The organism is Prosthecobacter fluviatilis (assembly GCF_055388355.1).
The window spans coordinates 5,480,534-5,493,386 of sequence record NZ_AP043782.1 but is presented as its reverse complement, the minus strand read 5'-3'; the positions used below and the strand labels follow the sequence as shown (position 1 = coordinate 5,493,386).

Genomic DNA, 12,853 nt, shown 5'->3' with positions numbered 1-12,853 from the left:
TTGCTGTGACAAACGCGAGAGCGTCAGGAGGGTCTCTCCTGACGCTCTTTTGCTGATGTGAAGGAGTGCGGCACCCGGCTGCGGGTTGTTTTCAAAGAACCGGCCTATACTGACTGGGGCACTTCAAAGCCCGAGCGATACTCACGCGTGAGCAGTGCCAAGGCCTCGGGGGTGGCGGTGTCGCCAATGAAGGTTTCTTTGGCGGAGTCGATCTCGAGCATGGGGCCCATCTTGATGTCGAGCTTGGAGGCATCGAGCTCATTTTTGATGAGGTGCTGGTGGAAATCGGCGATGACGTCGTTCCAGGGCTGGAAGTCTTTCACGGCGGCCTCGGCCTGTTCGCGATTGTACTTTTGGCCGAGGCGGAAGGAGTTGTTGGCAAGATGGCACCAGGCGCTGGAGAAGTGGATCTTTTCGACCTCGCCTTTCAGGTCCTCGGATTTGCGGCTGCGGATGGCGTCGATGAAATTGGCGGCGTGGGTTTTGCCGCCATCGCCTTTGAAGATGTGGAGTTTTTTGCCTTCGGAATCAAAGGCGGTGCCGCCGCCGCGGCTGCCGGTGTAGTAGCCGCCTTCGCACTCGATGATGAGGAAGGCGCCGGTGCGGCGACGCAGATAGACGTCGGGGGCTTTGATGCCTTTTTGGCGTGGGAGGTTGTGAAAGTCGATGATGACCGGGATGCTGCCGGTATCCATGTAGGCAAAGTGGGTGTTGGGTGTTTCGCCAGCATCGTCCCAGGCGAAGCGGCCGCCGCCAGCGATGACGCGCTTGGGCAGGGCGACTTTGTCGCGGAAGACGACGTTGCGAAGGTCATCGAGGATGTGGGGGCCCCAGTTGCCCATTTCGCCGTTGCCGGTGTTCCAGTCCCAGTGCCAGTCGTAGTGGAATTTTTCGCGGTAGATGGGCTCGTCTTTGGCAGGGCCAAGCCAGAGGTCGTAGTCCACGGTGGCGGGAGGTGTGAGGGGCTCGGTGCGTTTGCCGATGGAGGCGCGCATGCTGTAGTGATTGCAACGGACGTATTTGATTTTGCCCATGCTGCCGGCGTCGAGGAAGGCTTTGATTTCGTCCTGGAGGGGATCGCTGCGCTGCTGGGTGCCGCCCTGGACGATGCGGTTGTACTTGCGGGCAGCTTCGACGAGCTTGCGGCCTTCCCAGATGTTGTGAGAGACTGGCTTTTCCACGTAAACGTCCTTGCCGGACTGCATGGCCCAGATGGAGGCCAGCACGTGCCAGTGATTGCCGGTGGAGACGACGACGGCGTCGATGCTCTTGTCTTCCATGACCTTGCGGAGGTCCTGGGTGGTCTTGGCGTTGGGGAAAACCTTTTTGGCTTTGTCCAAGGCGGCGGTATCGGGATCGCAGAGGTAGGCGATTTCTACGCCGGGGACTTTGGCCATGCGGCCCGCGTTGCCGAGGCCCTGACCGCCCAGGCCGATGGAGGCGATGCGGATGGTCTCATTGGCACCGAGCACGCGGCTGGCGGACAAAGCGCTAAAGGCGAGGGCGGACTGGGTGATGAAGGAGCGACGTGAGGTCATGCGAGGTTGGTTGATGTGATCGATTTTTGTCAGAACGAAGGGCTGACTGCAACTCCTTCGAGAAATACCAATTCTAGACGGACACAAAAAAAGAGGCCGCTTTGCAGCGGCCTCTTCGTGGGGGGGAATGTTGAAGACAGATGAGGCTTAGCCCACGTCAGCAGCAGGAGCGGCGCCTTCGGCTTCAGCCTTGGCGGCGGCGTCCTTTTCCTTCATGGCGGCCTTGCGGCTCATCTTGATACGGCCCTTGTCGTCGATGCCAATGCACTTGGCGGAGACGATGTCGCCGGTCTTGACGACGTCTTCGGTCTTGTTGACGCGGAAGTCGGCGAGTTCGCTGATGTGGATGAGGCCGTCCTTCTTGCCGCCGAGGTTCATGAAGGCACCGAAGTTTGTGGTGCTGACGACGCGACCTGTGTAGATCTTGCCGACTTCGATTTCCTGGGAGGTGCCGCTGATCATTTCGACCGCGCGCTCGATGCCTTCCTTGCGGCTGGCATAGACGTAAACGGTGCCGTCGTCTTCGATGCTGATCTCAGCGCCGGACTCGGCCTGGATGGCCTTGATGTTCTTGCCGCCAGGGCCGATGAGCTCACCGATCTTGTCGGGGTTGATCTTGATGATCTCGATGCGCGGGGCGTATGGGCTGAGAGGCTTCACTTCAGCGATGGCCTGGGCCATGGCTGCGAGAACCTGGGTGCGGCCTTCCTTGGCCTTGACGATGGCTTCCTCAAGGATGCTGAGAGGGATGCCGGGGAGCTTGAGGTCAAGCTGGTAGCCGGTGACGCCTTCGGAGGTACCGCAAAGCTTGAAGTCCATGTCGCCGAAGTGGTCTTCGCTACCGATGATGTCGAGCATCGTGAGGTAGCGCTTCATGTTGTCGCCTTCGAACTCGGTGACGAGGCCGACGCTGATACCGCCGACGGGGCGCTTGAGAGGCACGCCTGCATCGAGGAGGGCCATGACGCCGGAGCAGACGGAGGCCATGGAGGTGGAGCCGTTGGACTCCATGACTTCGCTGCTGACGCGGATGGCGTAGGGGAAGGTTTCCTTGGCTGGGATCACGGGCTCGATGGAGCGCTCTGCGAGGGCGCCGTGGCCGATTTCGCGACGGTTCTGACCACCGAAGCGGCCGGTCTCACCGACGGAGAACGGAGGGAAGTTGTAATGAAGGATGAAGCGCTTGGAGTCCGGGCCACCTGCATAGGTGTCCATTTCCTGGGCTTCGTCAGCAGGAGCGAGGGTGGCGATGGAGAGAGCCATCGTTTCGCCACGGGTGAAGCTGGCGGAGCCGTGGGTGCGGGGAAGCACGGAGGCTTCGCCGGAAAGCGGGCGGAGCTGGTCGATGCCGCGGCCGTCGCAACGGTTCTTCTTGTCGAGGATGGAGATGCGGAAGGCTTTCTTCTGGAGGTAGTCGAAGGCCTGGCTGATTTCGAAGCCGGTGGCTTCGGGGAACTTGGCCTTGATGGCGGCCTCGACTTCGTCCTTGAGCGCGCCGACGGCCTTGCCGCGGGCGACTTTGGAGGGGGTGTAGAGAGCGCTTTCGATGCGGTCGCCAGCGACGGCGTAGGCGATTTCGAGGAGCTCGTCCTTCACCAGCATGAGGGGAACTTCGCGCTTGGTCTTGCCAGCAAGGCGGGTGAGTTCTTCCTGAGCGGCGACGATCTTGGTGACTTCAGCCTGGGCGAAGTGGAGGGCTTTGACGAACTCGGCCTCGGGCAGTTCGTTGGCGGCACCTTCGATCATGATGACGTCGGTCTTGTTGCCGACGTAAACGAGGTCGAGGTCGCTGTCGAGGCGCTGGCTCTGGGTAGGATTGATGACGAAGTCGCCATTGATGCGGCCGATACGGACGGCACCGACGGGGCCTGCGAAGGGGATGTCCGACACGCAAAGAGCGGCGGAGGCACCGTTCATGGCGCAGATGTCCGGATCGTTTTCGCCGTCAGCGCTGAGGAGGATGGCGACGACCTGGGTGTCGTAGTAGTAGCCTTTCGGGAAGAGCGGACGCAGAGGGCGGTCCGTCATACGGCAGGTGAGGATTTCCTTTTCCGTGGGGCGGCCTTCGCGCTTGAAATAGCCACCAGGGAAGCGGCCTGCTGCGGAGGCTTTTTCCTTGTACTCAACGGAGAGGGGGAAGAAGTCCTGGCCGTCCTTCACTTTCGTGGCGGAGACAGCGGTGACGAGGACGATGGTGTCGCCGAGGCGCACGGTGACGGCACCGTCAGCGAGCTTGGCAAACTTTCCGGTTTCGATTTCGAGGGTTCCAGCACCGAGCTGGATTTTTTGTGTATGGATGGCCATAATTTGGCTTGTGTTGTTTGTTTGGTTTGGGTGAAAGGCAGGAGCCGGGCTTCAGCCCGGCAGCGATGCACGAGCGTGCATCATGCAGCATGAAAACGTCGGCATTTGCCGACATGCGTGTAGATAGCCTGAAAACAGAAAAAGGGGCGATGCACGTGGCATCACCCCTTGGGAAGTTCTGTTTAGCGGCGGAGACCGAGGCTCTTGAGGAGCTTCTGGTAGCGCTCGTTAGCGGTCAGCTTGAGGTAGTCAAGCAGCTTGCGACGACGTGCGACCATCTGGAGAAGGCCACGACGTGTGGAATGATCTTTCTCATGCGCAGCGAGGTGCTGCGTAAGAGCGTTGATTCGCTTCGTCAGGAGAGCCACCTGGACGTCGGCGCTGCCGGTGTCTTTTTCGTGGATCTTGAAGGAGGTGGAATCGATGGTGGTTGCTTCGCTCATGGTTCGTTTGAATGGCCGGACAACTTGTCAGGCGGTGTGAAATTCTGGGATGTGGGGCCGAGAAGGAATCATAGATGCTCTTTTTGGCAAGAGAGAATTTGGGGGAAGTTTGATGGGGAGTTTACTGTTGTTTACAGTGGTTGACGGTTGTTGACAGTGGTTTTGCGGGACCAGAAGACTGGAGACGGAGGGCTGTCTGCTGATTTGAAATTTCATAATTTGGGGCGGGGACTTGCCAGGGGGGGGATTTGGATGCAGTTAAGCCCCCCTTCCCTACCTATATGTCACGTACGTACAAACTCGCAGTCCTCCCCGGAGATGGCATCGGCCCTGAAGTCATGGCCGAGGCGCTTAAAGTCCTTGATGCCGTCGCCGCCCGTTCCGGTCTTTCCTTTGAATACAACCACCAGCTTGTGGGTGGTGCGGCGATCGATGCGGTGGGCAAGGCCCTGCCAGCGGAAACGGTGGCCGCCTGTGAGGCGAGTGATGCCATCCTGTTTGGATCCGTAGGAGGCCCGAAGTGGGAGAAACTGCCCCCGAATGAGCAGCCTGAGCGAGGCGCACTGCTGCCGCTGCGCAAGCATTTTGGCCTGTTTGCCAATCTGCGCCCGGGGATCTGCTACCCTGCCCTGACGTCATCCTCGCCGATCCGTCCGGACCTGGTGGAAGGCGGATTTGATGTGCTGTGCGTCCGTGAGCTGACGGGCGGCATGTATTTCGGCCAGCCGAAGAGCCGCACGACGCTGCCAGATGGCGACATCGAGGTGATCGACACGATGGTCTATAAGAAGAGCGAGATCGTGCGCATCGCCCATGTGGCATTCAAGGCCGCCCAACTGCGCCGCAAGCATGTGACGAGCGTGGACAAGGCGAATGTGCTGACGAATTCCGTGCTGTGGCGTGAGACAATGGTGGAAGTGGCGAAGGAGTACCCCGACGTGACACTGGCGCACCTGTATGTGGACAATGCGGCGATGCAGCTGATCAAGGCACCGCGCAGCTTTGACGTGCTGGTGACGGAAAACCTTTTTGGCGACATCCTAAGCGACGAGATGGCGATGATCGCGGGCTCGCTGGGGATGCTGGCGAGCGCAAGCCTTGGCAAGCCGAAGGGCGACGGGCTGTATTTCGGCCTGTTCGAGCCTTCCGGTGGCACCGCCCCGGACATCGCGGGCATGGGGATCGCGAATCCGATCGCGCAGATTCTGTCTGTGGCGCTGCTGCTGCGCTTCTCGCTGGGCCTGGAAAAAGAAGCGGCAAGCATCGAGTCGGCGGTGAAGAAGGTCATCGACGACGGCCTGCGCACTGGTGACATCTTCAGCGGTGCTCCTGGCACGAAGAAGGTGAACACGAAGGAGATCGGCGAGGCGGTTATCGCGGCGCTGTAAATCCGAGCCATCTAAACACAAAAACGCACCGGCGACTGATCGTTGCCGGTGCGTTTTTGTTTTCGAAGAACAGATTGTTTCTAGAACGACGAAACCTCAACCGTTCACGACGTTCACGGGCTTGCCTGCGAGGAAGGCCTGCAGATTTGCGGCGGTTATGTCGATGAGGCGGGCGCGGGATTCGCGGCTGGCCCAGGCGACATGGGGGGTGATGAGGCAGTTTTTGGCGGTGAGGAGCGGGTTGTCTGCCTTGGCGGGTTCGACGGAGAGGACGTCGAGTCCGGCACCTGCGATGCGGCCTTCGTTGAGGGCTTGGGCGAGGGCGGGCTCATCGACGAGGGGGCCGCGACCGGTGTTGATGATCATGGCGGTGGATTTCATGAGGCCGAGAGTGCGCGTGCCGACGAGATGCTTGGTGGCGTCTGTCAGCGGGCAGTGGAGGCTGATGACGTCTGACTGACGGAAGATGTCGTCGATCTCGGCGGCGGTGACTCCGGCGGGAGGGGGCTCTTTCCAGGTGCGCTTAGAAGCGAGGACCTTCATGCCGAAAGCGACGGCGATGCGCGCGACTGCGCTGCCGATTTCTCCGTAGCCGATGATGCCGAGGGTGCGGCCGGAAAGCTCGATGATGGGGTGATCCCAGTAGGCGAAATCGGGGCACCTGACCCAGCCACCGTCAGCAACACTCTGCGCGGCGTGACCGACGTGATTGGTCATTTCAAGCATGAGCGCGATGACGTGCTGAGCGACAGCGGGAGTACTGTAGCCGGGGACATTGCTGACGACGATGCCGTGCTCTTTGGCTGCGACGACGTCGACGATATTGAAGCCGGTGGCGGTGACACCGATGTATTTCAACGCGGGCAACGCGGCGATGATTTCGCGGGTGAGAGGGGCTTTGTTGGTGATGACGATCTCGGCACCGGCGCAGCGGGCGACGGTTTGATCCAGCGGCGTGCGTGCGTGAACCTCGCAAGGGGCGATGGCTTCGAGAGGCTGCCAGGAGAGGTCGCCAGGATTTGCGGTGTGGGCGTCGAGGAGAACGATTTTCATGGGTACGTGATCCTATGCCGACGATTTGACGGCGCTCCACTCAAATCCGCCGGAGGAGGATGCCGCCGAGGAGCATGCCCAAAGCACTCCAGGCGAACCAGTGGCCGACGGGCTGGAGTTGTTTGGCGGGCGAGAGACCTGCAGTGAGGGTGGCAGTGTCGTATTTGGCGAGGGAGGCGAGGCTGTCCGGGGTTTTGCCATTGAGGCGGTACTCGGCAGGATAGGGAGCGTGGTAGTGTTTGACTTCGAGCTTGTCGTGGTCGCGATCATGCATGCGAAGGCTGAGATGCTTGCGAGTGCCGACGGGGACGCGGGCCTCGTAGCGGCCGAGGCCGGTCTCGCGGATGGCGACGTCCTGTGTGTTGCCGTTTTCATCGAGTGACTGAGCATTCCAATGGATGCCGGAGACGGGAGCGCCATCGTCGCCACGGCGGTCGATCTTCATGATCCATGCGCCGTCGCGGATTTCGCCGCGTGAGTCCATGCCTTCGACATCTGCCTTGCGCAGAGCGCCACGCAGGACCTGGGCCCAAAAGCGGCCGCAGCCGTCCCAGGCGAGCCATTCGCCGCCCCAGACTTCGGTGAGATCTCCGGTGTAGGCGAGACCGATGCCAAGGCCGAAGCGGCCGACGGCGAGGAGGGGATCCCCATTCTCCGCGCCGAGGAGCACCTGGGCTGCGGGTTTGGCCTCTGTCATGACGTAGCCGAGAACGACGGGGAGACCTTCGGCCTCGTAGCCGGCGAGCATGGGATGCTCGGTGATGCCGAGGTGGGTGAAGACGCCCTCCTGCACAGCGCTCTTGGAGGCCTGGGTGGTTTCCTTGGTGAAGATCTGCGGAAGGGTGGCGGGGTCGTTGCTTTCATAATAGCGCCCCTTCCCTGCCTCCGCGATCTGGGCGAGCAGCTCGCGTGCCGCGCCCTCCCCGAGGCCGACGGTGGAGACGGTGACGCCGCTGTCGACAAGCTGCTGGACGAGGCCCAGGTGGTCGGCCTCCTGGGTCTGGCCGTCTGTGAGACAGATCATGTGCTTCACTTTGGCAGTGGTGCGCTCGAGCATGTCCTTCGCAGCGACCATGCCGGTGTACATGAAGGTGCCTCCGCCTTCGGCAATGGAGTCGATGGCCGCCTGGATGGTGCCCTGCTGCGAGGCGGGGGTCATTTCGCAGATAATCTGGGCATCGCCATCAAAGGCGACTACGGCGATCTGATCCTGCGGGCCGAGGAGTTCCGCAGCGCTCTTGGCAGCCTGACGTGCCATTTGCAACGGAAGGCCGGACATGGAGCCGCTTTTGTCGATGACGAGAGCCATGGCGAGGGAGGGCTTTTCCTTTTCTTTTTCGAAGCGGGAGACGAGCGGGAGGACTTCTTCGACGGGGGATTTGTAGTAACCGCCGAGGCCGAAGCTGTTTTCGCTGCCAGTCATGAAGAGTCCACCGCCGAAGTCGGAGACGTAGCTGCGAAGAAGGCTCATCTGGCGCGGGGTCATGTCTGTGGCAGACATGTTGGCGAGGACGATGGCGTCGAAGGCGAGCATGTCTTCCATGCCTTCTGGGAGGCCACGTTTGCCACGGAGATCGACGTCGAAGTCCTGCTCTTTGAGTGAGCGGATGAAGGGGCGCATTTTTTTCTCGTCCTGATGGATGACGAGGATGCGGGGCTTGCCACGGACGGTGATGGTGGTGGTGGCCTGATTGTTGATGGGGAAATGATCGAGCTCTGGTATGATCTCGGCGCTCCAGACGCTGGGGCCGGGAGTGGTCATCTCGGTGTCGAACCAGACTTTCGCATCCTCGCCGGGCTTGAGGGCGACGGTTTTTTCCTGAACGGCGACGCCTTTGCTGAGGAGACGCACGCGGGCATTCATGGGCTGATTGGCGATGACACGGGCGGTGAGGCGCAGGACTTCGCCGTGGAAGGCGAAGGGGGAGGCGCTTTCCAGGCTGACGAGAGCGGCCTCGGGGTCGCTCAAGGTTTTGAGGGGAGCGAACCGCACATCGACGCCTTCGTGCCGGAGTTGTTCGAGGGATGAGTCCACGCCGGACTCCGTGTCGATGCCGTCGCTGAAAACGATGAGGCGTTTGGCTTTGCCGGCCGGGAAGGCGAGGCGGGAGGCCAGCAAGGAATCGCCGAGGCGAGTGTGGGAGCGGAAGGCATCATCGGCGACGCCTTTGGTCCAGTCGTCGAGCATCTTGACGAATTCGGGGAGCTTCTTTTCGCGCAGGCCATTGGCCACGGCAAAGAGCGAGTGAGTGTCCTGGGGGCGCAGCGCTTTGACTCCGGCTTCGACTTGTTTCAGAGCGTCTTTGGCGGATTCGAGATCGACGGATTGGGAGACGTCCAGCAGGAAGACCACGTGGGCTTCGTCGGTTTCCTCGCCGGCATAAGGCTGGCACAGAGCAAGAGCGAGGAAGATGACGCCGAGGACGCGGAGGGCGAAAGAGGTGATCTTGAGGCCTGTGGGGCGGTCAACGAGGGAACGCCAGTAGCCATAGCCTGCGCTGAGGAGCAAGAGGAGCCAGAGAAGAGGTGTGAAGGAGGTAAAGCTCATCCCACCTTCCTCCTGTGGTAAAGGATGGATTCGCCGGCGAGGATGCCAATGGCGAGTACGAAGAGCCAGTAGCTGGGGGCTTCGCCGCTGGCGATGGGTTTGACGTTTTCTTTGAGCGTGTCGTTTTTAAGCAGGCTTTCCTCTGGAGAGACGAGTGAGGTGGCGAAGGTCCAGGAGTCGGCTTCGTGGAAACCCGTGGTGAGCATGGGGCCGAAGGGGGTGGCATCTGCATGGCCGGGGACGCGGGCGGTGGAACCGGTGGGCAGCGTGGCGGGTGGCATGTCCTCACGATTGGTGAGATGTGCGGCGGCGTTGTGGATGAGGACGGGGAACCAGGCGCTGAGGTAGAACTGTGCAGCGAGCGGATCGAGATTCACGACGCAGACGGTCTGTGCGCCCTGGCGCATGAGGTAGATGAGCGGTGGGCCAGATTCATCGGCGACGAGGACGACGGCCCCGGTGGGTGCGGTGATCTGACGGGCGCCGGCGAAGGTCATCGTCTCGGCATCGAGGTAGCGCAGGAGCGGGTGGTCTTTGGCGAGGACTTTTGGTACTGGCGCGGAGATTTCAGAGCCAACGCTGGACCAGACGGAGGATTCGCCGGAGGGCTGGAAGACGACTGTGCTGATGCCGGCGGGGACCCTGCCTTTGCTGAGCATGAGCTGGGCGGTCTTGGCATCTTCCGCGAGGGAGAGCATCTGATCGCTGCGCTCAAAGGCGCTGACAGCATTTTGGAAAAAGAAGGGATCGTCAGCCAAAACACCGACGGGCACGGGCTGGCGTGGGGGGACGTAGAGGAAGGCGGTGTTGTCGCTTTCGAGGGCATCCTCCAAACCGAGCGTGGCTTTCCAGGAACCGGAGGGAGCATCCTCCATGATGAGGGTGACTGCGGCGTTTTCTCCGGGGCTCAAGGTCACGGGGATGATCTTCACGAGCCTGTTTGAGTCGACATGAGTGAGAGTGATGTCGGTTTTGACGGGTTCGGTGAAGGAGGAGACTGGGAGGATGAAGAGGCCGAGGCGGGCGGGACCGCCGGGGACACTGCGGAGGTCAGCGCGAGCGATGCCGATGTTTTTGGCGGAGTCGGTGATGCGGAGCACTTCAACACCGGGCAAGCGATCGGGCGCATCGAGGCAGCCGTCGGTGATGAGGAGGACGCGGGTATCCTTCATCCATTCGTCGCCGGGTTGCAGGGCCCGCAGGGCTTCGACGCGTGAAGGAAGTTCGGTGGGCAGAATGGAGTCCACGGCCTCCAGCAGGGCTTTGCGATGGCGCGTGGGATGCTCGAGCATGCGCGTGACTTCCGCAAAGGAGGCGACGGCGGCGCGCTGGGTGCCGTTCATGCCGGCGATGAGATCGCGGGCGCGCTTTTTGGCTTTATCGAGGCGTGTGGTGGCGCCGTCTTTGGCGGACATGGAGGCGGAGTGATCCACGACGATGAGGAGGTCTTTGCGTTCATCTCCGGCAAAATCGGGCTCGGCCAAGGCGAAGGCGATGGCGGCAAAGGCGAGGGCCATGAGCAGGAGGGAGAAGACATCGCGCAGGCGTTTGAAGAGAGCGGAGGCTTTTTTCTCGGTGAAAATCTTCTGCCACAAGAAGAATGCAGTGACCGGCTTTTTGCGCGGACGCACCTTGAGGAAATAGATGGCCGCCAGCGGTGCAAGGGCTACCAAAGTCCAGAGGAATGCTGGAGCGAGGAGGGTCATGTGACGAGACCTCCGCGACGCAGCAGGTCTGTGATGACGGCTTCAAAGGAGACGTCGGTGTTGGTGGAGAGAAAGCCGAGACCGCGTTTGGCACAGGTTTGTTTCAGACCGAGATTCCATTCGGCCATGGCCTCTTCATAGAGTTTGGCCTCGCGAGGGGAGATGGTGACGCGCTCGCTGCGTCCTGTTTCGAGGCATTCGAGGGTGACGTCCCCTTTCCACTCACAGCGGAGGTCATTGTCATCAAGTGTTTGGAGGCAGAAGACGTCATGCTTGTGCCACTGGAGGCGGCTGAGGCCCTCCTCATAGCCGCCGGGCAGGAGGAAGTCTGAGATGACGCAGACGAGGCCTTTGCGGCGATGGCGTGCCTCGAACTCGCGTGCGCAGGCGTTGAGGTCGGTGTTGCCGCCAAAGGTTTTGGCAGCCTCGAGCGAGCGCAGCAAGGGGATGACCTGATTGCGGCCGCGGCTGGGTTCGAAGAGCGGCTGCAGGCGGTCTGCGAGGCCGTAAACGGCGAGGCGGTCGAGGGTGTTGAGCGCGATGTAGCCCAGTGCGGCGGCAAGCTGCTTGGCGTAAGCGTGCTTGGAGGCCATGGAGGGGCTGCAGTCAACGAGGAGGTAGATGGTGGCGTCTTCCTCCAGTTCGAAGAGCTTGATGAGCAGGGACTCGAACTTGGCGTAGATGCGCCAGTCGATGCTGCGGTAGTCGTCTCCAAGCGAGTACTGCGCGTAGTCGGCAAAGGTGATGCCGGCACCTTTTTTGGTGCTGCGCCGGTCTGACTGCAACGAACCACCCAGGATCTTGCGTGCGAGCAAGTAGAGGGATTCGAGGCGGCGGATGAAGGCTGGATCTGTCAGCGTCATGCCTTCACCTTTTCGATCACATCGGCGATGACCTCGTCTGTCTTCACGCCTTCGGCTTCGCCTTCGAAGGAAAGCAGGATGCGATGGCGGAGAGCGGGGGTGGCGGCTTTGGCGATGTCTTCACGGGCGACGTGGTAGCGGCCGTCGAGGAGAGCACGCACGCGAGCGGCGGCAAGGATGGTCTGCGCACCGCGCGGCGAAGAGCCGTGGCGCACGTATTTTTTCACACGGTCGGTGGCGTTGACATCGGTGGGATGGGTGGCGCGGACGATCTTGACGAGGTAGTCCTGCACGCTGGCCTCCAGCGGGACTTCGCGGACGACCTGCCCCATTTGCAGGATGTCTTCGCCGGTGGCGACGGCGTTGATTTCGGGAGAGGCCTTGCCGCCGGTGCGATTGAGGATCTCGATGAAGTCGCCGTGGCTGGGGACGGGGACGTAGAGCTTGAAGAAGAAGCGGTCGAGCTGGGCTTCGGGCAGCGGGTAAGTGCCGTCCTGCTCGATGGGGTTCTGGGTGGCGAGCACGAAGAAGGGGGAGCCTAGACTGTGCGAGGTGCCTGCGACGGTGACGCGCTTTTCCTGCATGGTTTCGAGGAGTGCGGACTGGGTCTTGGGGGTGGCGCGGTTGATTTCGTCTGCAAGCAGCACATTGCAAAAGACGGGCCCCTGCTGGAACTCGAAGACTTTCTGACCACCGCGCTCGACGAGAATCTGAGTGCCAACAATGTCTGCGGGAAGGAGGTCGGGCGTGAACTGGATGCGCTGGAATTTGAGATGAAGGGCCTTGGCGAGCGTGTTTACCAACGCGGTTTTGCCAAGGCCGGGGACGCCTTCGAGGAGGACGTGACCGCCGCAGACCACAGCACTGAGCACCTGCTCGATGATGTCCTGCTGACCGACGATGAATTTAGAGATTTCGGCGCGGAGTTTTTCGAATGTTTCCTTGAAGTGTGCGACGGAAGCAGGGGTGTCAGGCATGAGATTGGGGTGTGCTGGTAGGGTGATGAGCCG

The 12,853-nt window shown here is 61.3% G+C and carries 9 protein-coding genes; 1 reads left to right on the top strand and 8 read right to left on the bottom strand.

Going from position 1 to position 12,853, the window contains the following annotated elements:
- Positions 1 to 104: 104 nt before the first annotated feature.
- The 3 genes from ACZ5WW_RS21430 to rpsO all read right to left on the bottom strand — a co-directional run bounded on the left by ACZ5WW_RS21430 (position 105) and on the right by rpsO (position 4,285).
- Complete coding sequence (locus tag ACZ5WW_RS21430; RefSeq protein ID WP_377162698.1) at positions 105 to 1,538, bottom strand: Gfo/Idh/MocA family protein; 1,434 nt, start codon at positions 1,536 to 1,538, stop codon at positions 105 to 107.
- A 147-nt stretch (positions 1,539 to 1,685) separates the two neighbouring features.
- Complete coding sequence (locus ACZ5WW_RS21425) at positions 1,686 to 3,842, bottom strand: polyribonucleotide nucleotidyltransferase (protein WP_377162696.1); 2,157 nt, start codon at positions 3,840 to 3,842, stop codon at positions 1,686 to 1,688.
- A 182-nt stretch (positions 3,843 to 4,024) separates the two neighbouring features.
- Positions 4,025 to 4,285 (bottom strand): 30S ribosomal protein S15, encoded by a 261-nt coding sequence (gene rpsO, locus ACZ5WW_RS21420; protein WP_377162694.1) that lies wholly within the window; start codon positions 4,283 to 4,285, stop codon positions 4,025 to 4,027.
- 281 nt (positions 4,286 to 4,566) lie between these two features.
- Between rpsO and leuB the strand changes: the two genes are divergently transcribed.
- Complete coding sequence (leuB, locus tag ACZ5WW_RS21415) at positions 4,567 to 5,673, top strand: 3-isopropylmalate dehydrogenase (RefSeq protein WP_377162692.1); 1,107 nt, start codon at positions 4,567 to 4,569, stop codon at positions 5,671 to 5,673.
- A gap of 96 nt (positions 5,674 to 5,769) precedes the next feature.
- Here the strand turns inward: leuB and ACZ5WW_RS21410 are convergent, their stop codons facing one another.
- Genes ACZ5WW_RS21410 through ACZ5WW_RS21390 form a run of 5 tightly spaced genes read right to left on the bottom strand, consistent with a single transcriptional unit; the run spans position 5,770 to position 12,820 of the window.
- Positions 5,770 to 6,726, bottom strand: coding sequence for a D-2-hydroxyacid dehydrogenase (locus tag ACZ5WW_RS21410; RefSeq protein ID WP_377162690.1), 957 nt, complete (start codon positions 6,724 to 6,726; stop codon positions 5,770 to 5,772).
- Between the two features lie 40 nt (positions 6,727 to 6,766).
- Positions 6,767 to 9,274, bottom strand: coding sequence for a VWA domain-containing protein (locus tag ACZ5WW_RS21405; RefSeq protein WP_377162688.1), 2,508 nt, complete (start codon positions 9,272 to 9,274; stop codon positions 6,767 to 6,769).
- A complete protein-coding gene (locus ACZ5WW_RS21400; protein WP_377162687.1) occupies positions 9,271 to 10,980 on the bottom strand; it encodes a BatA and WFA domain-containing protein in 1,710 nt (569 codons plus the stop codon). The genes ACZ5WW_RS21405 and ACZ5WW_RS21400 overlap by 4 nt, the downstream gene beginning before the upstream one ends.
- Positions 10,977 to 11,843, bottom strand: coding sequence for a DUF58 domain-containing protein (locus tag ACZ5WW_RS21395; RefSeq protein WP_377162685.1), 867 nt, complete (start codon positions 11,841 to 11,843; stop codon positions 10,977 to 10,979). The genes ACZ5WW_RS21400 and ACZ5WW_RS21395 overlap by 4 nt, the downstream gene beginning before the upstream one ends.
- Positions 11,840 to 12,820, bottom strand: a complete 981-nt coding sequence (locus ACZ5WW_RS21390) for an AAA family ATPase (RefSeq protein ID WP_377162683.1) — start codon at positions 12,818 to 12,820, stop codon at positions 11,840 to 11,842. The genes ACZ5WW_RS21395 and ACZ5WW_RS21390 overlap by 4 nt, the downstream gene beginning before the upstream one ends.
- Between the last annotated feature and the right edge of the window lie 33 nt (positions 12,821 to 12,853).

Bases quoted from the DNA above. Each gene is read 5' to 3' on its own strand.
- ACZ5WW_RS21395 (WP_377162685.1), bottom strand. From the start codon at position 11,843: ATGACGCTGACAGATCCAGCCTTCATCCGCCGCCTCGAATCCCTCTAC.
- ACZ5WW_RS21405 (WP_377162688.1), bottom strand. From the start codon at position 9,274: ATGAGCTTTACCTCCTTCACACCTCTTCTCTGGCTCCTCTTGCTCCTC.
- rpsO (WP_377162694.1), bottom strand. From the start codon at position 4,285: ATGAGCGAAGCAACCACCATCGATTCCACCTCCTTCAAGATCCACGAA.
- ACZ5WW_RS21430 (WP_377162698.1), bottom strand. From the start codon at position 1,538: ATGACCTCACGTCGCTCCTTCATCACCCAGTCCGCCCTCGCCTTTAGC.
- ACZ5WW_RS21390 (WP_377162683.1), bottom strand. From the start codon at position 12,820: ATGCCTGACACCCCTGCTTCCGTCGCACACTTCAAGGAAACATTCGAA.
- leuB (WP_377162692.1), top strand. From the start codon at position 4,567: ATGTCACGTACGTACAAACTCGCAGTCCTCCCCGGAGATGGCATCGGC.
- ACZ5WW_RS21425 (WP_377162696.1), bottom strand. From the start codon at position 3,842: ATGGCCATCCATACACAAAAAATCCAGCTCGGTGCTGGAACCCTCGAA.
- ACZ5WW_RS21400 (WP_377162687.1), bottom strand. From the start codon at position 10,980: ATGACCCTCCTCGCTCCAGCATTCCTCTGGACTTTGGTAGCCCTTGCA.
- ACZ5WW_RS21410 (WP_377162690.1), bottom strand. From the start codon at position 6,726: ATGAAAATCGTTCTCCTCGACGCCCACACCGCAAATCCTGGCGACCTC.